This window comes from Alistipes sp. Marseille-P5061, from assembly GCF_900290115.1.
GTDB lineage: Bacteria > Bacteroidota > Bacteroidia > Bacteroidales > Rikenellaceae > Alistipes > Alistipes excrementigallinarum.
In genome coordinates this window covers 146361-168786 of sequence record NZ_LT985750.1, presented here as the reverse complement: position 1 = coordinate 168786, position 22426 = coordinate 146361, and the positions used below count along the sequence as shown (strand labels likewise).

Genomic DNA, 22426 nt, shown 5'->3' with positions numbered 1-22426 from the left:
GTTTTAGAATTTAAGCCGGAGGTTGAAACCGATGTTGCGCGTCGAAGGCATCATGAAGTAGTCGATGCCCTGGTAGTAGTTGCCCGTCGTAGCCACCGATTCGGGGTCGAACGGAGCCTTGCAGTAGAGCATCCACAGGTTGCGGCCCACGAGCGAGAGGGTGATTTCGCAGACGTCGCCCAGCTTCTTGCGCGGGATGGTGTAGCCGATGGAGGCCTCCTGCAGGCGGACGTTCGTCGCCGAGTAGGTGTAGTACTGCGGGATGTTCTTGCCGCCCACCACCTCGTACCAGTTGTAGGCCGGGAGCATCGAGCCGCCGTTGATGCGCACGCCGCCCGCGTCACGCGCCGCAGCCGAGGCCTCCGACACGCCGTAGTAGTCGAGCTGGGCCTGCGTGGCCGAGTAGACGATGCCGCCGATGCGCGCCGAAACCATGAAGCCGAAGCGGAAGTTGCCGACGCTGAAGTCGTTGCGCCATGCCATGTTGGCCTTCGGGAAGACCGAGCCCAGCTTGATGTCGTCGAGGTTGTCCGAGACGGTGTAGATTTGGTTGTTCTCGTCGACGTAGATGTGGCCGTTGGCGTCGCGCTTGAGGTCGATAATCGAGTAGAGGTCACCCAGCGAGCCCCCCTTCTTGAGGATGAAGTGGGCCTGGTTCAGACCGCCCACGTCGAGCCGGTCCTTGGTGATGAGCTGGCCCGTTTCGGGGTGGCGGTAGTTGTCGACCAGTTCGAGGATGCGGTTCTGGTTGGCGCTGAAGGTGAAGTTCGAGCTCCACGAGAACTTGCCCCACTTGTTGCTGTAGCCCAGCGCCAGCTCGACACCGCGGTTACGCACCGAACCCGTCTGCACGTAGAGGGTCGAGTAGCCCGACGAGACGGAAATCTGCGGGTCGAAGGTCTGGTTGTAGGTCTTCGTGTTGTAGTACGAGACGTCGAGGTTGAAGTGCTTGAGGAAGCGCATCGTCAGACCCACCTCCCACGAGTCGGTACGCTCGGGCTTCAGGTCGTAGAACGGGTAGTTGGTCTCGGTCTTCCAGACCTTGTTGTCGGCGTCCCACACGTAGATGGGGTTGGCCAGGAAGCGTGCGAAGGGCATACCCACCGAGGCCCACGAACCGCGCAGCTTGACGTAGGAGAGCTCCTCGGGCATGTTGGGAATCAGCTGCGAGAGGACCACCGAGGCGCCAATCGAGGGGTAGAAGAACGACGACTTGACCGACTGCGGGCCCGCCAGCTGCGAGGGCCAGTCGTTGCGGCCCGTCAGCGTGAGGTAATAGGTCCCCTTGTAGCCGATTTCGGCCGAGGCGAAGAGCGACTGGTACTGCTCGCGCCAGCCGGCCTGCTCGCGGCGCACGCGCGTGTCGTCGAGCTGGAAGACGTTGAAGAGGTTGGCGATGCCCGACTCCATGATGGGGCCGCGGTTCTTGAAGGAGTCCTGACGGATGTCCGAGATGATGGCACCGACGTTGGCCTGCAGCGACCAGTCCTCGCCGAAGGTCTTGTTGATGTTGAGCAGCACGTCGCCGTAGGTCTGCTGGTCCTCGGTCTTGGTGATGCCGTACAGACCGTTGCTCGAACCCTCGATGAGCGTCGAGTTCGAGGTGGCGTAGAACTTCTCGGTGTAGTTGTTCACCGAGTTGTCGATGCGGATGCGGCCCGATACCGAGAGCCAGTCGAGAATCTTGTAGGAGATGTTGGCGCTGAGCATGTAGCGGCGGCGGTCGTTCTCGCGCAGGTTGCGGTAGTTAATCCAGTAGGGGTTCTGCATCGTGAGGTTGCCCGCACCAATCCATTCGTCCCAGTCCTGGACGTAGATGCGGCGTTCGGGGTCGTAGCGCTCGAACATCCGCGCACGGTTCCAGTCGTTGCCGCGCGGGAAGAGGTAGGCCGAGACCAGCGGGTTGGCGTAGGTACCCTGGTTAATCATGTTGCAGTCGCTCTGCATGATGTAGGAGGCGCTCAGGTCGATGGTCATGCGGTCCTTGAGCAGCGAGGTGGTGTTGCGCGCCGTGAAGTTGTAGCGGTCGTAGCCGTTGTTGGGGACGATGCCGCGCGAGTTGACGGCCGAAGCCGAGAGGTAGGTCTGGTTGTGGTCCGTACCGGTCGAGAGCGAGACGGTCTCGGTGCCGACGACGCCCGTCTGGAGGTAGTCCGAGGCGGGGGAGTAGCCCGTGCGGTCCTGCGGCTGGAGGCGGCTGCCCCAGCTCATGAGCGTCTGACCCTCCGAGGCGTAGAGGTTGCCCGTGCCGTAGCGGTTCTGGAAGCGGGGCATCACGAAGGGCGAGAGCACCTCGGTGTTGCTCGTCACGGTGACGGTCGTGCGGCCGGCCATACCCTTCTTCGTGGTGATGACGATGGCGCCGTTCGAGGCGTAGCTGCCGTAGAGGGCCGCTGCGGCGGCACCCGTCAGCACCGACACCGACTCGATGTCCTCGGGGTTGATGTCGGCCACGGCCTCCGACGTACCGGCCGAGTCGAACTCCGTGCCGCCCTCACCGCTGAGGTTGTACATCGGCACGCCGTCGATGACGTAAAGGGCGTTCGACGACTGGTCGATGCCCTTCGTACCGCGCATGACCACCTTCGAGGCGCCGCCGACACCCGACGACGAGGCGTTGATGTTCACACCGGCCACCTTGCCGTTGAGCGCATTGACGAAGTTGACATCCTTGTTGCCGATGATGTCGTCCGACGAAATCTGCTGCACGTTGTAGGAGAGGGCCTTCTCGGAGCGCTTGATGCCGAGGGCCGTCACCACGACGGCGTCCATGTTGAGCGACGACTCGCTCAGCGTGATGTCAATCGTCGTGCGGGAGCCCACGGCAGCCTCGGCGTCGTTGTAGCCCAGGTAGCTGGCCAGCAGCACGGCGCCGGAGGCCGGAGCGGGAACCTGGAGCGTATAGGAGCCGTCGGCCCCGGTGCTGGCACCGACGGTCGTACCCTTGACGATGACCGTCGCGCCGATGACCGGAACGCCGGCCTTGTCGGTCACGCGGCCCGTCACCACGCGGGGCTGGTCATCCACCTTGCGGGGCGTGAGCATGATGTGGTTGCCCGAGAGCTCCCAGCCGAGCTTCGTCCCCTCGACCAGACGGTCGAGCACGGTCGACAGAGGCTCCTGACGAGCGTGGAGCGTCACGCGGTGGTCGGGGTCGATGTCCTGCGTCTTGTAGAAGAACATCAGCGACGTCTGTTTCTCAATCTGTACGACGGCGTCGTCGAGCGTACCGCCGTCCACAGAGACGCTGACCCGCCGCGAGAGGGCGTCGGTCTGCGCCGAAACCGTCATTTTGCCGCCCACGAGCAGGAAAAGCAGCGTCAGGACGACAAGATTCAGATTTTTTTTCATAAATTTAACAGCTCTTAAGTGAGTAGTTTATACCCGCACGCCGCGAGACACCGTCGAAGAGGCGCCTGCGGGTGTGGACGAATTGTGAGTGATTCGGGAGCCGGGGAATGTTCGCAGCATGTCCGGCTCCGTCTCTTTTTTTATGGATAGGGAAAAGGGGAGAATGGTCCGTCAATGGAGCATAGGCAGAAAAGGTTTAAGGTTCAACGTCTCGGTTTCGGTTATTCGTAGTCGCCGCGCAGCGGGCGCGGCATGCGGTTTTCGGTGCGGTTTTCGGTGCGGGGCCGGTCGGTTGGCCGGGCCGGGGTCGATTGGTTGGTTTGCAGGTAAGTCGGTCGGTTCGTCTATCGGTTGGTCGTTCTATTGTTCTATTGTTCTATCGGTCGGTTGTTCTATCGGTCAATTGGCTGGTTGTTCGGGTCTTCGGGCTTCGGTGCCGGGCTACCGGCGCCGCGCCGAGATGCGGAAGGTATTCCCCTCGCGCACGATGTGCAGACGGTGGTCGTAGTTGAGAATCGAGAAGACCTCGTCGAGGCGCTCCGTGAGCGAGAAGGTTCCCGTATAGCGGATGTCGTCCAGCGACTCGTCCTCCAGGATGATGCGCACGCCGTAGTAGTTCTGCAGGCGGGCGGCAATGTGGTCGAGGCTCTCGTCGCGGAAGCGGTAGACGCCGTCCTCCCACGAGCACTGGCGCTCGTAGGCGTCGAGCGGCGTGAGGCGGTAGGTGCCGTCGTTCGTGTCGTAGCTGCACTGCTCGTTGGGGTGCAGGCGGAGCGTGCGGAGCAGACGCCCCTCGTTGTCGAGCAGGTCGAGCCCCACCGAGCCGCTCAGCAGCGTCACGGTGTTGACCTCCTCGTTGGAGTAGGCCTGCACGTTGAAGGTGGTGCCGAGGACGCGCACCGACTGACGGCGCGAGTGGACGATGAAGGGGTGCTCGGCGTCGTGTTCGACGTCGAAATAGGCCTCGCCGTCGAGCCACACCTCGCGCGCACCCGAGCCGAACGAGGCGGGATAGCGCAGGCTCGACGAGGCCTTCATCGTCACGTGGGTACCGTCGGCGAGCACCAGCTGCGACTTGCTGCCGGCATCGACGCGGATGGTGTTGTAGGTGTCGGCCGAACGCTGCGCGTCGAATCCGCGCCCGACGACCAGCCCCACGACCAGCATCGCCGCAGCGGCTGCGGCATAGCCTGCGGCGCGGAGCCACACTCTGCGCGGACGATTGGTTTTCATCGATTTAATGGAGGGAGCCGAAGCGGTCGCACCGGCAAATTCGTGACGCTCGAGCAGCCTGCGCCGCAGGGCGTCGACATCGACGCGGGCGGCCTCAGACGCAGCGCTGCGCCCGGCGTAGAGGTGCTTCATACCGTAGAGGAACTCGGCATGCGCCGCATCCTCGGCGAGCCATGCCTTCAGCAGGTCGGCCTCATGCGGCGTGCAATCGCCTTCAAGATAGGCGACAAGAGCGGATTCCAGCTCGGGGGAGAGTTCCTTCATCGGTTGCAGTTTTTACCCATAGAACACTCCGTGCGGCCGAATTACCTACGCCGGCAACAAAAAATTCATCGAAACGTGCAGAAAAGGGAGAGGGCGAGGGCCGAAAGGAGCAGCACGCGCATCCGTTCGCGCAGGAACCGGAGCGCCTTGTAGAGCTGGGCGTCGACCGTGCGGCGCGAGATGCCGAGGCGCGCGGCGATTTCGTCGCTCCGCAGTTCGTCGTACCACGAGAGGCGAAAGACCTCGCGGCAGCGGTCCGGCAGCTCCTCGATGGAGCGGAGCAGCCGCTCGGTGCGCTCATCGCGCGGCTCGTCGAGCACGCGCAGCTCATACTCCACCTCGCCCAGCCGCAGTTCGGCGAGCGAATTCCGGGCAAAGCGGTCGGCCACCATCTCGTGGCGAATTGCATTGCGGCAGCCGTTCAGCACGCTGCGGTAGAGGTAGGAGCGGAGCTCGGACGTGGGCATGAGGAAGCGCTCCTGCTGCCAGATGCGGACAAAGACATCCTGGACGATGTCCTCGGCGAACTCGTCGGAGACAAAACGGCGGGCAAAAACGACCATCCGGGCCGCATACTCCTTGTAGATGCGGTCGAAACGGTCGAAATCGTTCGTTTCTCGCGAAGTCAAAGTCGTCATACCTTCATCCGGGCCGACCGTATGCCGAAAAGAAACGCACACGGGGCAAAAGACAAAGATAGTGAAAAGATACGAAAAAGAAACTGATTCGGTCACGACTTGACGGGAACCCGGGCGGAGCAGCGCCCCGCACCGGCAAGCCTTCCGGCCCCGCGAGGGCCCTCTACCATCCGCTCCAGGCCGTCCCGCCACAACTTTCGGCATCTGACAGCCCCAAATGAAACCGGCCAATACATGCCTCCACTCCTTTCATCCACTCATCGGCCAACCTGCAGCCATCATCCGGTTGCTTCGCAGTACTTCCGCTCCTTCTGCTCGCTCCCCAGCGCCGCGCGCCGTTCGCCGAGGGGCACAAAAAAAGGTCAGACCTTGTGAGTCTGACCTTGAAGAGGCGGCTACCTACTCTCCCACGGGAGAACCGCAGTACCATCGGCGTGAGTGAGCTTAACTTCTCTGTTCGGAATGGGAAGAGGTGGAACCTCACTGCTATAACCACCTAAAAGAACGTTTTTACGTGCGAGTACCTCGCGGTACAACCCGTCGCACCCGGTATAAGTTTGACATAAATCGGTTATGAGATAAAGTGCGCGAAAGAAAGCCTCTCGGGTAATTAGTACTGCTCGGCTTTGACATTACTGTCTTTACACCTGCAGCCTATCAACGTAGTCGTCTCCTACGCCCCTCAAGGGAAGACTTATCTCGGGGATGGCTTCGCGCTTAGATGCTTTCAGCGCTTATCCAAACCGAACGCGGCTACTCGGCGGTACACTTGGCAGCATAACCGATACACCGGAGGTTCGTCCAACTCGGTCCTCTCGTACTAAAGTCAGGACCCCTCAATCTTCCTACGCCCGCGACAGATAGAGACCGAACTGTCTCACGACGTTCTGAACCCAGCTCGCGTGCCACTTTAATCGGCGAACAGCCGAACCCTTGGGACCTTCTCCAGCCCCAGGATGTGACGAGCCGACATCGAGGTGCCAAACCGCCGCGTCGATATGAGCTCTTGGCGGCGATCAGCCTGTTATCCCCGGAGTACCTTTTATCCTTTGAGCGATGGCCAGTCCACACAGAACCACCGGATCACTATACCCTACTTTCGTACCTGGTCGACTTGTAGGTCTCACAGTCAAGCGCCCTTATGCTATTGCACTCTTCGTACGGTTACCATTCGTACTGAGGGCACCTTGGGAAGCCTCCGTTACTCTTTTGGAGGCGACCACCCCAGTCAAACTACCCACCAAACGGTGTCTCCCTTGCGGGGTTAGAACTCAAATACACAAAGGGCCGTATTTCAACGTCGGCTCCACGAACACTGGCGTGCCCGTCTCACAGCCTCCGGCCTATCCTACACATTGTGTACCCAAATTCAGCGTTAAGCTATAGTAAAGGTTCACGGGGTCTTTTCGTCCCGTCGCGGGTACCCGGCATCTTCACCGGGACTACAATTTCACCGAGCTCACGGTTGAGACAGTGTCCAGATCGTTACACCATTCGTGCAGGTCGGGAGTTACACGACAAGGAACTTCGCTACCTTTGGCGCGTTATAGTTACGGCCGCCGTTTAGTTAGGCTTCGATTCAATGCTTCTCTTGCGATGACATCCCCTCGTAACCTTCCAGCACCGGGCAGGTGTCAGGCCCTATACTTCTTCTTTCGAATTTGCGGAGGCCTATGTTTTTGATAAACAGTCGCCTGGACCTCTTCGCTGCGCCCTACTTGCGTAGGGACCCCTTGTCCCGAAGTTACGGGGTTAATTTGCCTAGTTCCTTAACCGTGATTCACTCGAGCACCTTAGGATACTCTCCTCGACCACCTGTGTCGGTTTACGGTACGGGTGACATGCACTATAACTTAGAAGATTTTCTCGGAAGTCGACTTGGGTGCACTATCGGATTGGCCGTAGCCGCTCCGTACTGTCAGGTCTCAGCAGGAACTAACTCTTAATCTGTCCCTATACCTACACCCTTTAACCACCTATTCCGTCAGGTGGCGGCACTTACGTTCCTTCGTCTCTCCATCGAGGCACATGTCAGTATCGGAATATTAACCGATTGTCCATCGATATCGCCTTTCGGCTTAACCTTAGGACCCGACTAACCCTGATCCGATTAGCGTTGATCAGGAAACCTTGGTCTTGCGGTGTGCGGGTTACTCTCCCGCATTATCGTTACTCATGCCTACATTTGCTTTTCCATACGCTCCACCGATTCTCACGAACCGACTTCAACGCGAATGGAATGCTCCCCTACCACACTTTCGTGTCCAGAACTTCGGTGATATGCTTGATGCCCGTTTATTATCCACGCTCTGTCGCTCGACTAGTGAGCTGTTACGCACTCTTTGAATGAATAGCTGCTTCCAAGCTAACATCCTAGCTGTCTCTGCAACAAAACATCGTTAGTTCAACTTAGCATATTCTTGGGGACCTTAGTTGCTGGTCTGAGTTGTTCCTCTTTTGTGACCGGACATTAGCACCCGGCCGCTCACTGCTGTAAATCATACTACCGGCATTCGGAGTTTGTCGGGATTTGGTAGGCGGTGAAGCCCCCGCATCCAATCAGTAGCTCTACCTCCGGTAGACTCTCAATTACAACGCTGCCCCTAAAGGCATTTCGGGGAGTACGAGCTATTTCCCAGCTTGATTAGCCTTTCACCCCTACCCTCAAGTCATCGAGAAGCTTTTCAACGCTTATTCGTGCGGACCTCCAGTTGGTGTTACCCAACCTTCATCCTGCTCAAGGGTAGATCGCAAGGTTTCGCGTCTACAACCACTGACTAGCCGCCCTGTTCAGACTCGCTTTCGCTTCGGCTCCGTGACTCCTGTCACTTAACCTCGCCAGTGATTAGTAACTCGTAGGCTCATTATTCAATAGGCACGCCGTCACGGCACAAAGCCGCTCCGACAGGTTGTAAGCGTATGGTTTCAGGTTCTTTTTCACTCCCCTGTTCGGGGTACTTTTCACCTTTCCTTCACAGTACTGGTTCACTATCGGTCTCTTGGGAGTATTTAGCCTTACCGGGTGGTCCCGGCGAATTCAGACAGGATTCCTCGTGTCCCGCCCTACTCAGGATACCGCTATCGCATGACTTGATTGCCTGTACGAGCCTTTCACTCTCTATGGACGACCTTTCCAAATCATTCCAGTTCTCAGTCACTTGAATATTGCAGTCCTACTACCCCGCATTTGCCGTAACAAATACGGTTTGGGCTCCTTCCATTTCGCTCGCCGCTACTTTGGAAATCGATGTTTCTTTCTTTTCCTCCTCCTACTAAGATGTTTCAGTTCAGAGGGTTGGCCCACTTTCGTGTGACAGGTCTTCTACCTGCCGGGTTGTCCCATTCGGAGATCTCCGGATCAATTCTTGTTTGCAAATCCCCGGAGCTTTTCGCAGCTTACCACGTCCTTCGTCGCCTCCAAGAGCCTAGGCATTCCCCATACGCCCTTCATTACTTTCTTTCTTCCTTCCCGAAAACCCTATTGCGTTCTCGGGAGGCCTTATCTCATAACCTCAATCATGTCAAAGAACTTCGGAACTTGCGTTCCTCATGAACAGCACTCGGTTCGAACCTACGCCTAAAGCGGTGCTGTTGTAGCGTGTCTTTGAAGTTCAGAGCAGCTTACCTTTGAAACAAGCTCCAGAAAGGAGGTGTTCCAGCCGCACCTTCCGGTACGGCTACCTTGTTACGACTTAGCCCCAGTTACCGGTTTTGCCCTAGGTCGCTCCTTGCGGTCACGAACTTCAGGCACCCCCAGCTCCCATGGCTTGACGGGCGGTGTGTACAAGGCCCGGGAACGTATTCACCGCGCCATGGCTGATGCGCGATTACTAGCGAATCCAACTTCATGGAGGCGGGTTTCAGCCTCCAATCCGAACTGAGATAGGCTTTCGAGATTCGCATCCCTTCGCAGGGTAGCTGCCCTCTGTACCTACCATTGTAACACGTGTGTAGCCCCGGACGTAAGGGCCGTGCTGATTTGACGTCATCCCCACCTTCCTCTCGGCTTACACCGGCAGTCCCGCTAGAGTGCCCAGCTTTACCTGATGGCAACTAACGGTAGGGGTTGCGCTCGTTATGGGACTTAACCCGACACCTCACGGCACGAGCTGACGACAACCATGCAGCACCTAGTTTCGTGCCCCGAAGGGAAGACTTGTTTCCAAGTCCGTCACTAACTTTCAAGCCCGGGTAAGGTTCCTCGCGTATCATCGAATTAAACCACATGTTCCTCCGCTTGTGCGGGCCCCCGTCAATTCCTTTGAGTTTCATTCTTGCGAACGTACTCCCCAGGTGGATAACTTATCGCTTTCGCTTAGTCACCGACATTGTATCGCCGACAACGAGTTATCATCGTTTACTGCGTGGACTACCAGGGTATCTAATCCTGTTTGCTCCCCACGCTTTCGTGCCTCAACGTCAGATATAGCTTGGTAAGCTGCCTTCGCAATCGGTGTTCTGTATGATCTCTAAGCATTTCACCGCTACACCATACATTCCGCCTACCGCAACTACTCTCTAGTCAAACAGTATTAGAGGCAGCGCCGGTGTTAAGCACCGGAATTTCACCTCTAACTTATCTGACCGCCTACGCACCCTTTAAACCCAATAAATCCGGATAACGCTTGGATCCTCCGTATTACCGCGGCTGCTGGCACGGAGTTAGCCGATCCTTATTCGTACGATACTTTCAGCCGAATACACGTATTCGGGTTTACCCTCGTACAAAAGCAGTTTACAACTCATAGAGCCGTCATCCTGCACGCGGCATGGCTGGTTCAGACTTCCGTCCATTGACCAATATTCCTCACTGCTGCCTCCCGTAGGAGTTTGGTCCGTGTCTCAGTACCAATGTGGGGGGTTAACCTCTCAGTCCCCCTATGTATCGTCGCCTTGGTGAGCCGTTACCTCTCCAACTAGCTAATACAACGCATGCCCATCCATAACCACCGCAGCTTTCAACCCCAAGTGATGCCACTCGAGATGTTATGGGGCATTAGTACCAATTTCTCAGTGTTATCCCCCTGTTATGGGTAGGTTGCATACGCGTTACGCACCCGTCCGCCGGTCGCCGACAATTGAAGCAAGCTTCAATCTCGCTGCCCCTCGACTTGCATGTGTTAAGCCTGCCGCTAGCGTTCATCCTGAGCCAGGATCAAACTCTCCATTGTAAAAAATGTTTTGTTAAATCTTTAGCTCTATCTCAAAGGTATTGTTTGAAATCACTCCGAAGAGTGGATAAACTTTAGCTGCTCAAATACTTCAAAGAACACCGTTCCTATATTGCTATAAAGAACTTTCTCTTTTTTCAGTCCCCCGCCGGCCTTGTCGGCCCCTCGGTGAACCGTCCCAGTTTTTAGTGGGAAAGTGGTGCAAAGGTAATTCCTTTTTTTGAAACCTCCAAATCTTTTTCGATGTTTTTTTCAAACCCCGAATCAGACCGGATATTCGAAAGAACCTTGCTCCCGCCTCAAGTTCCAAACCCTCGTGGGTTTCTCTCTCAAAGCGGGTGCAAAGATAAAGACTTTTTTAGCTTTTTTACAAACTTTTTAAAGATTTTTTTGAATATTTTTTTGCCGAATTCACAACAGTGCTGTAAATCTGCAATTTACATTTCAGCCGAAAACTCAGCCCTCAGGGGGCCGCAGGCGAATAACACCCCTCGGGCGGGCCGGCGGACAACTCCCCCACGCACGGACCTCCGACAGCAGGAGCTCCGAAAGGCGGTTCGCCACCCCCGAAAGGAGGGGTGATTTTCCCGAAAAAAGTTCGGACGAAGGGCTCCTCGGACCGAAAAAAGCGGCTCCGACGGAGACCGAAACAACAGAAAGCAGGAAGATGAGCCCTCCGGAGAGGAGCTGTTCGCTCCTCTTTTTTTTCGAAAAAAGAGGAGGAAAATCTTACAGGGAGACCGAACCGCCCGAAGATTCAGCCCCCTGAAGGAGGCAGGCAGCCTCCAGAGGGCGAAACGCCGAGACGGATTCGGCCTCGACGCAGGACAAAAACGGAGGCGGAGACCCTTATATATATAAGGTATGGTCCGAACCCCCCCCGAAACGGCCTCGCCGAATCGGGCGAAACCGGAACTCCGCCGAGAGAAAAAGCCACAAAAAAAGCTCCGCAAAGGCAGAGCTCAGAGGCCGAAGAGGGCAAAAAAGGACGAACGACCGGCGGCGGAGCGCTAACGGATGTCGAGCCCCATGATGTAATCGTTCATGTAGTAGCCGTTGCCAATCGGGAAGTCCCCCTCGCGCAGCTTCCGCATCCCCATCCGCTCGTAGAAGTGAAGCGCCCGGTTGTGGCGGTTGACGTTGAGCTCCATGCGGCAGGGCGCCGGATGCTGGCTGCGGATATACTCCACGGCCTGACGGAAGAGGGCGGCACCCACGCCCCGTCCCTGGAAGTCGGGCAGGACGTAAATCTTCTGGAGGTGGAAGAGCTCCTCACCCTCGCGCTGCACCGAGACGTAGCCGCACGGAGTCCCGTCGCACGAGGCGATGAAGTAGGCGTGCCCCTCGCGGAACTGGTTGCGGAGGCTCTCCGCACCATACATCCACTCCATCATGTAGTCCAGCTGGGCGGGGGTCAGAATTTCGCGGTAGGTAGCCGGGAAGGCCACCTCGGCAAGGCGGCGAATCAGCGGAGCGTCGCTCTCGGCGGCAGGTCGAATCGATATCATCGGTGTGCGGTTTTTACGTGGAGGTCGGCATCCGGCCCAAGGAGGGAGGGGCACCTTTTTATAACAGACAACGGAGGAACGGAGCGGAATATTATCGGTCGCGGTCGGGAAATTGCAGCCACTCGTCACGCGTAATGCGCCGGACCAGCTCCGTGCGGCGCTCGCCCGTCACCTCGCTGAGGTGGTCGCGAAGCTCGTGGTGGGGACGGAAGCCGCACTTCTGCTGCACCCGCAGCGAATTGCGGTTGTCCTCGTAGCAACCGCACCAGAGGTTCTCGAGCTCCAACGTACGGAAAGCCCTGCGGATGAGTGCGCGCACCGCCTCGGGAATCAGCCCGCGCCCCCAATAGGGCGTACCGAGCCAATAGCCCACCTCGGCATCGCGCGGACCGATGGGAAAGTTGCTCCGCTCGGGGAAGAGCAACCCGACGCACCCCACGACCCGTCCCGTCTCGAGCAGTTCGACGGCATAGGTCTCGGGAGCCGAGAAGACCACACGGATAACCAGGAGGCTCTCGGCCACACTCCGGTGAGGCAGCCACCCCGCCGCCGGACCGATGCGCCGGTCGCTGGCCAGGGCATAGAGCTCGGCCGCGTCCGATTCGCGCCACGGACGCAGACGAAGGCGCCCGGTGCAGATGACGGCACCGGAGTCGGAGTTGCTGTTCGGGAATTCGTCCATCGGAGGTCGGATGTTTTCAGGCGGGGAAAACGGACTGCTGCCCGCACGGGGCATGGCGAGGCAGCCATAGGCGCCCCCGCAGCGGCGCGCACGGCGGCGAGCACCGGGAGCGACAGGCTCACAAAATGCAGCGGCCGGCACAGCACGCCGGCACCCGGGAAGCGCCCGGCTTAGGAAGCGGCAGCACATAGGGAGCGGCGGGCACGAAACGAGTTGCCACCCCAAAACGACAAAGGCCGACTGTCGAAACAGCCGGCCCAGCGTAACCGCATTTCCGCAATTAAGCGTACTTGAACGTCGACTCGTCCGAAACGGTGAGCTTCTTACGTCCCTTGGCACGACGGGCCGCCAGAACCTTGCGTCCGTTGGCCGTAGCCATACGCTGACGGAAACCATGCTTATTGATTCTCTTCCGGCGCGAGGGCTGGTATGTTCTCTTCATTGCCATAGCTGTATAGTTTTTATTGTTTTAGACTATTTTACGGACTGCAAAAGTACAACAAAAAAGTTATCCGCAAAAATTTTTCCGGAAAATATTTCTTCCGGTTCGGGGGAAAAGCGCCGAATTCTTCCTATCTTTATCGAAAAATAGCGAGACTATGGCCATATTCCAGGTAGAAGGCGGACACCGCCTCCACGGTGAAATCACCCCCCAGGGCGCAAAGAACGAGGCCCTTGAAATCCTCTGCGCAACGCTGCTCACCCCCCAGCGGGTCGTCGTGCGCAACATCCCGCGCATCCTCGACGTACTCCAGCTCATCGAGCTGCTCGGATGCATGGGCGTCGAGGTCGAGTGGCTCTCGGAGGACGCCTGCGCGTTCCGTGCCGCCGATATCGATTTCGACTACCTGCGTTCGGAGGACTACCGCAACCGCTGCGCACGTCTGCGCGGTTCGGTGATGCTCATCGGCCCCATGCTCGGCCGCTTCGGCAGGGGCTTCATCCCCAAGCCGGGAGGCGACAAAATCGGACGGCGCCGGCTCGACACCCACTTCCTCGGCTTCCAGAAGCTCGGCGCGAAGTTCAACTTCGACATCGCCGACGAATTCTTCATGGTCGAGGGCGCCGACCTGCAGGGCACCTACATGCTGCTCGACGAGGCCTCGGTGACCGGTACGGCCAACATCATCATGGCCGCCGTGCTGGCCAAGGGAACCACACGCATCTACAACGCCGCCTGCGAACCCTACATCCAGCAGCTCTGCCGCATGCTCAACCGCATGGGCGCCCGCATCTCGGGCATCGCCTCCAACCTGCTCACCATCGAGGGGGTCGAGGCGCTCGGAGGCACCGAACACACGATGCTCCCCGACATGATTGAGGTGGGCAGTTTCATCGGCATGGCCGCCATGACCCAGTCGGAGCTCACCATCAAGAACGTCTCCTACGACAACCTGGGCATCATCCCCGCCCAGTTCGCCCGCATGGGCATCCGCTTCGAGCAGCGGGGCGACGACATCTACATCCCCGCCCAGGAGCACTACAGCATCGACACCTTCCTCGACGGCTCCATCATGACCATCGCCGACGCGCCGTGGCCGGGACTCACCCCCGACCTGCTTTCGATATTCCTCGTGGTGGCCACCCAGGCCAAGGGCGCCGTGCTCATCCACCAGAAGATGTTCGAGAGCCGCCTCTTCTTCGTCGACAAGCTCATCGACATGGGGGCGCAGATTATCCTCTGCGACCCGCACCGCGCCACGGTCATCGGCCACGACCACCGCATCCGGCTGAGGGCCACGCGCATGACCTCGCCCGACATCCGCGCCGGCGTGGCGCTGCTCATCGCCGCCATGTCGGCCGACGGCGTCTCGACGATTCAGAACGTCGGCCAGATTGACCGCGGATACAAGGACATCGACCTGCGGCTCAACGCCCTCGGCGCACGCATCACCCGCATCGACGACTGCCAGTAGCGCAGCGCCCGACGATGCGACACAACCCATAGATACAAGAAGTTACACCCCCTATGTTTTTGGAAAACGCCAGCCGCAAGGGCTGGATTGAAGTCATCTGCGGCTCGATGTTCTCGGGCAAGACCGAGGAGCTCATCCGCCGCCTCAAACGGGCGCAGTTCGCCCACCAGAAGGTTGAAATCTACAAACCGCGCATCGACGTGCGCTACTCGGAGGAGGAGGTCGTCTCGCACGACGCCAACGCCATCCGTTCGACACCCGTAGACACGGCGCAGAACATCCTGCTCATGTCGTCGGAGGTCGACGTGGTGGGCATCGACGAGGCGCAGTTCTTCGACGAGGGGATTGTCGACGTCTGCCGCAAGCTGGCCGACAGCGGCATCCGCGTCATCGTGGCGGGGCTCGACATGGACTACACGGGCAAGCCCTTCGGGCCGATGCCCGAGCTGATGGCCACGGCCGAGTATGTGACCAAGGTGCACGCCATCTGCGTCCGCTGCGGCAACCTGGCCCACCACTCCCACCGCCTGACGGCCGACGACAAGCAGGTGATGCTCGGGGCGCAGGACTCCTACGAGCCGCTCTGCCGCCACTGCTTCCGGGCGCTCACCGAGTCGGAGTAGCCGACGCGGCCGGACAAGGGGTCGCTGCATCCGGGACCGGCAGCCAGAGCCGACGCCGCACCCCCGACGCCGCAGCCGCTCCCGGCAGACAGAGCCAACGCCGCACCCCCGACGCCGCACCCCGACACCGCAGCCGGCACGCAGTCGGCACGCAGAGGCCCCCGCCACCCCTCGGGACACAACATAAAGAGACGGCGACCCGCCCCTTCCACAAAGGAAGAGGCGGGTCGTCGCATGGATTCGGTCCACTCCGGGCCGCCGCGCAGCTTCGGCAGCGTCCCGCCCGGCAGATATTCGGAACGATTTCCGGAAAGCAGCCGGTTCAACAGCCCCTCGGGCGACACTGCTCTCCCGCAAGTTCCGGGCCGCCGTTTCATCCGCCCTGCGGCAGTGCGGCCCGGCAACATCCGGGCCCCAGCACCATTCCCGGCCCCGGGCGGAGGCATTTTTCCGCAACCTTCAGCCCCGCAACCTTCGGCCCCCGAGCGGAGGCGTCAGTCCCTGCAATTTCCGGCTCCCGGCACCTCACCCGGCCCCGGACGACAACATTTTTCGCAACCTTCGGCCCCGGCACCCTTCTCGGCCTCTGGGGCGGCGTCAGCCCCGCAGCGCCGCGATGAACTCGGGCCAGCGCGTCCAGAGATTCTCGGTGCGCAGCCACAGCTCGCGCGCCTGCGCCCCGACCGAGGGGTGCTCGCTCTCGATGTCGCGCAGGTAGGCCTCGTCGGCCGGATGCTCCGCAGCGGTGAACTCCGCATAGAAGGGGGCAAACTTCACCTTGAAGCGGTGCAGCTCCCCCTCGGGAAGGTGCCCGTCGCGGCGGAAGCCCGACCAGAGGAGCAGCAGCGTGCGGTCGGCATACTTGTCCGAGATGTCGTTGACCACCTCGTCGAAGAGCTCCTGCTCGTCCATGGCCACATAGTCGAAGGCCAGCAGCGTCGACCCCTCAAGGTGGTCCTCCGGGTCCAGGTCTAACAGCATCTCGAGCAGCGCGGCCGACAGCTCGAAGTCGTCGATGAGGAAGTGGTCGACGGCCGAGGCGTAAATCAGTTCGAGCGCCGCACGGCTGTTGCGGTGGTTCCACTCGAGAATCACCTCCTCGGTCTCGGGAATCAGCTCCGCGAGGCGCTGGAAGGCCGCATAGCGCTCGTTGCAGGCCCCCTCGACGTTGCCCGCACGCTCCATTTCGCGCGAACGGGCCAGGACCTTCGCAAAGTCGTAGGCCCCGGCGCCCTCCACCTCGAAGGTCTGGTCCGGAGTCGGATTAAGAGTTGCTTTTTGCATCATGCTTCAGTTTTAGGAGCATCCCCGCGGTCACCGCGACCGTCACCGCCACGCCGCACGCATAGGCCGCCGTGCGGTTCTCCATGCCGAGAAACTGGTCCGACACGAAGAGGAACGACGAGCAGACGAAGGTCATGAAGAGGGCCGGCAGCAGCCCCACCCAGCGGTTGCTGCGCCGCCGCTGCAGGAAGACGACAATCGCCCAGAGGACAATCGTGGCGAGCGTCTGGTTGGTCCAGGCGAAGTAACGCCACACGACGTCGAAATCGACCTGCGTAATCCAGTACCCCACCGCAAAGAGAGGAATGCAGATATAGAATCGTTTGAGTTTGCTCCGTTGTTCGAGGTGCAGCATGTCGGCGATGATGAGCCGCGCCGAGCGGAAGGCCGTATCGCCCGAGGTGATGGGGGCAGCCACGACGCCCAGCAGCGCCAGCATGCCGCCCACGACGCCCAGCATGCCGTTCGAGATGGTGTCGACGGCCCATGCGGCGCTGTCCCCGTGTTCGCCAAGCGCCGCCGAGAGTTCGCCTGCACCGCCGAAGAAGGCCATCGCCACGGCGGCCCAGATGAGGGCGATGATGCTCTCGGAAATCATCGCGCCGTAGAAGACCGAGCGGCAGGCACGCTCGTTGCCCACGCAGCGAGCCATCAGCGGCGACTGCGTGGCGTGGAAGCCCGAGATGGCGCCGCAGGCGATGGTGATGAAGAGCGTCGGGACAATCGGCACGCGTGCGGGGTCGAGTTGGAAGTTGTGCAGCGTCGTCAGCTCGGGAATCCGGTAGTCGCCCACAATCACTGCCCCCAGCAGGCCGAGGGCCATCGCCACCAGCGCCACGCCGAAGAGCGGGTAGATGCGGCCGATAATCTTGTCGATGGGCAGCAGCGTCGCCACGAAGTAGTAGGCCAGGATGAGCCACACCCAGACCGGGCAGGAGATGGCGGGAACCATGTTGGCCAGCAGCTGCGCGGGGCTGAGCAGGAAGACCGCACCGACGAGCACGAGCAGCAGCACCGAGAAGATGCGCATGAAGTGCCGCATGCCCTCACCCAGGTAGCGCCCCACCACTTCGGGGATGCTCAGACCGTCGTTGCGCACGAGCATCATGCCCGAGAGGTAGTCGTGCATGGCCCCCATGAAGATGCCGCCGAAGGTAATCCAGAGGAAGGCGACCGGGCCGAAGCATGCGCCGAGCACCGCACCGAAGATGGGGCCCGTACCGGCGATGTTGAGCAGCTGGATGAGGAATGCGCGCCAGCGGGGCAGCGGCACGTAGTCCACCCCGTCGTAGAGGCGCCTGCACGGCATCTCGGCCGACGCGTCGGCGCCCGCCTGCCGCTCCAGATAGCGCCCGTAGGTGAAGTAGGCGGTCACCAGCAGAGCCAGACATACCAGAAAAGTAATCATATCCCGGTCAGATTTGACGCGAAGATAAGAAGAATAGTGAAATTTTTTGCAAAATTGTTGCATGAAATAAATTTTTTTCAGATATTTGCAGTCCCAAAGCGAACCCAACGGCATCAAGCCAAGGTTCGGGCAGGCCGAATTAGCTCAGTGGTAGAGCACTTCACTCGTAATGAAGGGGTCCCGAGTTCAAGTCTCGGATTCGGCTCTCAAAATCAAGAGGTTACGATTTAAGTAGCCTCTTTTTTTTGTGCCGTTTCGGGAGTGAAACAGGGGCAAAAAAGGGCTTCCGAGCGCAAATGTTACACATAATGTTACACATAAAATTCAGACGCCCCGTGTTGTTTGCCTAATACGCAAACACATGAAAATCAAAACAATTTGCCGAAGCGAGATCATTTACAAAAACGGCAAATCCCCTTTGGCGATCCGCTTCACCCACCAACGAGCCCACAAACTCGTCTCGCTCGGCATCTCCGTTGAGCCGCACTACTGGGACAAAGAGGCCGAAATGCTGACAGCGGATTGCCCTGATCGAGCCTCCCTGCAAAGTAAAATCGACTGCACATTAACAGGATTTCAGAAGAAGATCAAAAGGCTGGAGGCGTTGGATATTCCCGTAAACTTCGATACGCTGTTTGAGGTAAAAACCGCCCATATCGCAGGAATCACCATCGAACAAGGATTCAACGAGGTGATTGAACGGTTGAAATCGCTCGGCAAGATTCATTCGGCAACCAAACACCGATATGCTCTGCAAGTGTTGGGAGGCTACAAACCGACCAGCATGGCCATGGAAGCCATCGACCTCGACTATCTGAAAGGGTTGGAACTATACCTACGGGAACGTGGCAACAAGGACAACAGTATCGCCACACGATTCGCCATCTTCAAGGCCATCTACAACAAGGCGGTCAAAGAGGGACGCATCGAGACCAAACAAAATCCGTTCAGCCTTTACCAAGTGGGCAGTTTGTGGGCCAAGACCCGCAAACGAGCCATCGACAAAGAGGACATCCAGCGATTGATTGATCTCGAAATTACCGAGGGACATACGACAGAGTACCGACAACTTGCCAAGGATTTATTCCTGTTCTCCTACTTTACGGCGGGAATGAATTTCGGTGACATGGCACGGTTACGTTACAAGGACCTCATAAAAGGCAGAATCTATTACTCCCGTCACAAAACCCAGAAGTTGCTATCCTTTCAACTCGTGCCGAACGCCTTGCAGATTATCGGGAAATACAGCAGGGACAACCACGCACAAGAAGATTATATCTTCCCGATTCTCGACCGAGCGGAACACAAGACCGCACAGCAGATTTTCAACCGCATCCATAAGGTGCTGGCAAAGATCAATCGGGAATTGAAAGTGCTGGGAGAACAGATCGGATTGGAGGTTCCATTGACGACCTACGTTGCCCGCCACACATACGCAACCGTCCTGAAACGGTCAGGAGTAAGCGTGGCTCTGATTTCCGAATCGTTGGGACATTCCGACCTCTCGACCACGCAAATCTACCTCGATTCATTCGAGAACAGCCAAATCGACGCGGCCATGCAGAACTTGTTGTGACTGCCGTTATCGAGAAAAGAGGTGCCCGGCTTCGCCGTGGCACCCCTTTTCTCTCTTGTTTGCGTGAGTAAAGCGAGAAAGGTTGCGATTCTTTTTTGTGCTGACGCAACCTCTGTTTTTACCGTTACTCGGCATTTGCTTCACTCTCGGCGGACTTTTCCTTACCGTCGGTCAGCGGTTCTGCGAACATTTGGATTTTCGTTCCGAGGACGCTCTCGACGCCGTACTCCATCACTCGGCGCATTACGGTTTTACCCTCGAATACCACGTGCTCGGCCACGTTTTCTCCCTTTAATCCGTTCTTTCGGCAGTACTCCCCGAAATCCATTAGGTTGGTCAATTTGCGGGCTTCGTTCTTAATGTCGTAACTTGCCCGCTTGGGGTCTCCGTAGGTGCGTTCTGCGGCCTCTTTCAGACACATCCGCTTTGTTTCGGTGTTCTGCAAGGCCGACGGCAGATTGTTGAACATCCGCCTTGCGACGGTCAATGCCGACCAAATCGGCGCACTCGGTGCACGACGGCGCGAGGTCGGGTTTGTCTGCGGCTCTTTCTGCTCGGCGGCAGGGGCGGCATTGGAGGTTGCGGCAGGAGCCGTGGTCGTGGTAGTTGCTGTGCTCTCGGCAGCAGGTGCAAAATTATTCTTTGCCATAATTTTAAATACTCCTTTTTAGGGAGGGGCGTTGGTTTTTCTGCTCGCCTTGCCCATGTGGGTCGCAGGTCATCCGTTCGGCTTGACACTGCAAACATACTGCGATTTCGTCCCGTCTTTAAGGAGGAAAAAACCAGCGCTTTCCCCCTCCCTTTTCCTCAGTCGTAGATTGCCGAGAGTGTCTGCGGAATTTTGCCCCTATAATCTTTCATTATCCCTTTCAGCGGGTCGTCGCTGTCCAAAAATGCGGGGTTGTCCGTGTAACGGAACATATAGACGATACGGGCGAACAGCAACATCCTGTTATAGGACACGAGCGACCCTTTGCGCCGTTTGGGTTTCCCTATCCTCCTGCATCGTTCCAAAGCCGCGAACAGCTCCCGCAACCGCTCCGTAGCGAAATACATCTTATAGGACAGTACGGGATAATCCGCCTTGAAGTCCTCCGAACGGTAAGCAAAGAGGTTGTCCGCTCCTTTCCGCTTCAACTCCTCCAATTTGGCGTGCAGGGCGTCAATCATATCCCGCTTAATCATCGGGTGTACGTCCAAGTTCTTGCGCCCCTTGCGAATCTGAATCGTCACATCGCCCATATCGTCGCCCAACTTGCCGAGCAACTCCCGTAACAGCATCCCGTGCGAACGGGATTTTATATCGACGCATTTGACAAACTGATTCTCGGCCCAATCATAGATAAAGAGCACCGCCATCCAAAATTTCTCCGCATCCAATTCGTACCCCTCCAAAGTGGACACGATTTCGTCGTTGTTCATAAACTGCAACCTGCTGAAAGGGGCCTTGATTAGTCCGTTGCACATGCGGTTGAAAAAACGGTACGGATAATAGCCGCCGTTCTCATAATCATCGCAGAGCAAATAGACATACTCCAAATTCTCGGTTTCGCTCGGTTCGGGTTCGAAATAGACCGAGCCGTCCTCATATTCTATCTTCGTGCTCATTGTCAGATGGTTTTAATACCCAAATTTAACATTTTCGGTTGTAAATAACACCTCGCCGCCAAGTAAAAGTTACTAATAACACTTGAAACGCATGTTTCGGGAGAATAACAGAACAATAAAGCGGTTCAAAACCCCTTGATAAGACTTTTTTACACGCATCGGGAGGTGTTTTAGAACAATGAAGCGTGCGAATTTCCGCTAATAAGGACTTTTCGCAGGTTTTCGGCTGGTCGAACACACTCCGACACCTCGCAAAGCCCCCTATAAAGCCATCTAAGACATAGATAAAAATGTTCGGATTAATTGCTGTCCGACCTTTGTTCCCAATAAAAAAGGTGCTATCTTTATAATACGAAAGAGGAGTAGTCCGAATGTCGGGTCCGTCCATAATCGGGAGGTGTTTTTCAGCGCCTCTTTTTCTTATTTCCGAGTGTAATATTTTTTGATTCCGAAATGGACTTTCTCTTTAATAATAACAATACAAGATTAAAAATAATTACAGATTTTATTTCACTAAAAACGAATTACTTATGCAAAACTGAACCATCGACGCACCCAAAGGTGCAAAATTTCTTCGGGACTTTATGACCGAAATTCCCGTAAATTGTCTTTTTAACAAGAAAAAGACGGGATGCGGGGCTACCGAATTGGCAATTCGCAACTCTATTCCAACCCTTATCGCTATGCCTTACGTGGCATTGGTGAAGAACAAGACCGTCTGCCGCACCGACGATATAGAGGTGCTGGGCGTGTACGAAGATATTACCGAGTGGGACATCACGCAATTCGCCCGTACCCATTCCCCCTTAAAGATAGCCACGACTTACGATTCCCTGCCGCGCGTCGTTTCCGCTTTACAGAGCATCGGCATAGACCCTTATAAGGAGCTGTTCCTGCTGGTGGACGAGTGGCACGTGCTGTTCAACTCCTATTCGTTCCGACACCGAGCCATCCGAGAACTGCTTGCGACGGCGGCACGCTTCGACCGTGCGACCTACATGACGGCGACACCCATAGAGCGGGAATACATGTTGGAGGAACTGCGACACCTGCCGACCTGCGAAATCGACTGACCCGACCTTACGGAGGTCAAAGTACGTTCGCGACAGACCAACAAGCCCGACAAATACGTCGTCTCGGAGTGCGTCAAAGTCCTGCGCGACG

Annotated in this window: 14 protein-coding genes, 1 tRNA gene and 3 rRNA genes; 5 read left to right on the top strand and 13 right to left on the bottom strand. The window is 57.8% G+C overall.

Translation table 11 applies throughout. The features are described from left to right. Nucleotides 1–3: 3 nt before the first annotated feature. The 9 genes from C8267_RS07680 to rpmH all read right to left on the bottom strand — a co-directional run bounded on the left by C8267_RS07680 (nucleotide 4) and on the right by rpmH (nucleotide 13289). On the bottom strand, nucleotides 4–3351 hold the full coding sequence (locus C8267_RS07680; RefSeq protein WP_106634265.1) for a SusC/RagA family TonB-linked outer membrane protein: 3348 nt from the start codon (nucleotides 3349–3351) through the stop codon (nucleotides 4–6). Between the two features lie 441 nt (nucleotides 3352–3792). Further along, a complete protein-coding gene (locus C8267_RS07675; RefSeq protein WP_106634264.1) occupies nucleotides 3793–4848 on the bottom strand; it encodes a FecR domain-containing protein in 1056 nt (351 codons plus the stop codon). A gap of 65 nt (nucleotides 4849–4913) precedes the next feature. Further along, nucleotides 4914–5486: an RNA polymerase sigma-70 factor gene (locus tag C8267_RS07670; RefSeq protein WP_158699760.1), complete on the bottom strand. Its 573-nt coding sequence runs from the start codon at nucleotides 5484–5486 to the stop codon at nucleotides 4914–4916. A gap of 386 nt (nucleotides 5487–5872) precedes the next feature. Beyond that, nucleotides 5873–5986: ribosomal RNA gene (gene rrf / locus C8267_RS07665) — 5S ribosomal RNA — on the bottom strand. Nucleotides 5987–6075: 89 nt separating this feature from the next. Further along, a 23S ribosomal RNA gene (locus tag C8267_RS07660) occupies nucleotides 6076–8946 on the bottom strand. Nucleotides 8947–9129: 183 nt separating this feature from the next. Then, nucleotides 9130–10657: ribosomal RNA gene (locus C8267_RS07655) — 16S ribosomal RNA — on the bottom strand. The 16S, 23S and 5S rRNA genes sit together here, the layout of an rRNA operon. Nucleotides 10658–11667: 1010 nt before the next feature. Further along, the gene (locus tag C8267_RS07650; RefSeq protein ID WP_087362772.1) at nucleotides 11668–12165 is read right to left on the bottom strand and encodes a GNAT family N-acetyltransferase; all 498 of its coding nucleotides are present in this window, start codon (nucleotides 12163–12165) and stop codon (nucleotides 11668–11670) included. Nucleotides 12166–12256: 91 nt separating this feature from the next. Then, nucleotides 12257–12847 (bottom strand): GNAT family N-acetyltransferase, encoded by a 591-nt coding sequence (locus C8267_RS07645; RefSeq protein WP_106634263.1) that lies wholly within the window; start codon nucleotides 12845–12847, stop codon nucleotides 12257–12259. A 280-nt stretch (nucleotides 12848–13127) separates the two neighbouring features. Next, nucleotides 13128–13289 carry a 50S ribosomal protein L34 gene (rpmH, locus tag C8267_RS07640; RefSeq protein WP_087362774.1) on the bottom strand — a complete coding sequence of 54 codons (162 nt, stop codon included), beginning with the start codon at nucleotides 13287–13289 and terminating at the stop codon, nucleotides 13128–13130. Nucleotides 13290–13446: 157 nt separating this feature from the next. On the opposite strand from rpmH, the gene murA reads away from it, so the two are divergent. Both murA and C8267_RS07630 read left to right on the top strand, forming a co-directional pair. Further along, on the top strand, nucleotides 13447–14763 hold the full coding sequence (gene murA / locus C8267_RS07635; protein ID WP_106634262.1) for a UDP-N-acetylglucosamine 1-carboxyvinyltransferase: 1317 nt from the start codon (nucleotides 13447–13449) through the stop codon (nucleotides 14761–14763). Nucleotides 14764–14816: 53 nt separating this feature from the next. After that, a complete protein-coding gene (locus C8267_RS07630) occupies nucleotides 14817–15386 on the top strand; it encodes a thymidine kinase (RefSeq protein WP_087362776.1) in 570 nt (189 codons plus the stop codon). 597 nt (nucleotides 15387–15983) lie between these two features. On the opposite strand, the gene C8267_RS07625 is transcribed toward C8267_RS07630, so the two are convergent. Together C8267_RS07625 and C8267_RS07620 are read right to left on the bottom strand one after the other, a co-directional pair. Then, a complete protein-coding gene (locus C8267_RS07625; protein WP_106634261.1) occupies nucleotides 15984–16670 on the bottom strand; it encodes a hypothetical protein in 687 nt (228 codons plus the stop codon). Next, entirely contained in the window at nucleotides 16651–18078 is a 1428-nt protein-coding gene (locus tag C8267_RS07620) for a carbon starvation CstA family protein (RefSeq protein WP_106634260.1), read from the bottom strand. The genes C8267_RS07625 and C8267_RS07620 overlap by 20 nt, the downstream gene beginning before the upstream one ends. 133 nt (nucleotides 18079–18211) lie before the next feature. Here C8267_RS07620 and C8267_RS07615 point away from each other — a divergent pair. Next, a tRNA-Thr gene (locus tag C8267_RS07615) sits at nucleotides 18212–18283 on the top strand. 156 nt (nucleotides 18284–18439) lie between these two features. Beyond that, nucleotides 18440–19654, top strand: a complete 1215-nt coding sequence (locus tag C8267_RS07610) for a site-specific integrase (RefSeq protein WP_106634259.1) — start codon at nucleotides 18440–18442, stop codon at nucleotides 19652–19654. Nucleotides 19655–19778: 124 nt separating this feature from the next. Here C8267_RS07610 and C8267_RS10945 read toward each other — a convergent pair whose 3' ends face one another. After that, nucleotides 19779–20303 (bottom strand): hypothetical protein, encoded by a 525-nt coding sequence (locus C8267_RS10945; protein ID WP_122119858.1) that lies wholly within the window; start codon nucleotides 20301–20303, stop codon nucleotides 19779–19781. A gap of 158 nt (nucleotides 20304–20461) precedes the next feature. Next, nucleotides 20462–21262 (bottom strand): hypothetical protein, encoded by an 801-nt coding sequence (locus C8267_RS07600; protein WP_106634257.1) that lies wholly within the window; start codon nucleotides 21260–21262, stop codon nucleotides 20462–20464. Nucleotides 21263–21846: 584 nt separating this feature from the next. On the opposite strand from C8267_RS07600, the gene C8267_RS07595 reads away from it, so the two are divergent. Further along, nucleotides 21847–22335 (top strand): hypothetical protein, encoded by a 489-nt coding sequence (locus C8267_RS07595; RefSeq protein ID WP_019149904.1) that lies wholly within the window; start codon nucleotides 21847–21849, stop codon nucleotides 22333–22335. Nucleotides 22336–22426: the final 91 nt, after the last annotated feature.

Bases quoted from the DNA above. Each gene is read 5' to 3' on its own strand.
- C8267_RS07625 (WP_106634261.1), bottom strand. From the start codon at position 16,670: ATGCAAAAAGCAACTCTTAATCCGACTCCGGACCAGACCTTCGAGGTG.
- C8267_RS07645 (WP_106634263.1), bottom strand. From the start codon at position 12,847: ATGGACGAATTCCCGAACAGCAACTCCGACTCCGGTGCCGTCATCTGC.
- C8267_RS10945 (WP_122119858.1), bottom strand. From the start codon at position 20,303: ATGGCAAAGAATAATTTTGCACCTGCTGCCGAGAGCACAGCAACTACC.
- murA (WP_106634262.1), top strand. From the start codon at position 13,447: ATGGCCATATTCCAGGTAGAAGGCGGACACCGCCTCCACGGTGAAATC.
- C8267_RS07600 (WP_106634257.1), bottom strand. From the start codon at position 21,262: ATGAGCACGAAGATAGAATATGAGGACGGCTCGGTCTATTTCGAACCC.
- C8267_RS07630 (WP_087362776.1), top strand. From the start codon at position 14,817: ATGTTTTTGGAAAACGCCAGCCGCAAGGGCTGGATTGAAGTCATCTGC.
- C8267_RS07610 (WP_106634259.1), top strand. From the start codon at position 18,440: ATGAAAATCAAAACAATTTGCCGAAGCGAGATCATTTACAAAAACGGC.
- C8267_RS07680 (WP_106634265.1), bottom strand. From the start codon at position 3,351: ATGAAAAAAAATCTGAATCTTGTCGTCCTGACGCTGCTTTTCCTGCTC.
- rpmH (WP_087362774.1), bottom strand. From the start codon at position 13,289: ATGAAGAGAACATACCAGCCCTCGCGCCGGAAGAGAATCAATAAGCAT.
- C8267_RS07650 (WP_087362772.1), bottom strand. From the start codon at position 12,165: ATGATATCGATTCGACCTGCCGCCGAGAGCGACGCTCCGCTGATTCGC.
- C8267_RS07675 (WP_106634264.1), bottom strand. From the start codon at position 4,848: ATGAAGGAACTCTCCCCCGAGCTGGAATCCGCTCTTGTCGCCTATCTT.
- C8267_RS07670 (WP_158699760.1), bottom strand. From the start codon at position 5,486: ATGACGACTTTGACTTCGCGAGAAACGAACGATTTCGACCGTTTCGAC.
- C8267_RS07595 (WP_019149904.1), top strand. From the start codon at position 21,847: ATGACCGAAATTCCCGTAAATTGTCTTTTTAACAAGAAAAAGACGGGA.
- C8267_RS07620 (WP_106634260.1), bottom strand. From the start codon at position 18,078: ATGATTACTTTTCTGGTATGTCTGGCTCTGCTGGTGACCGCCTACTTC.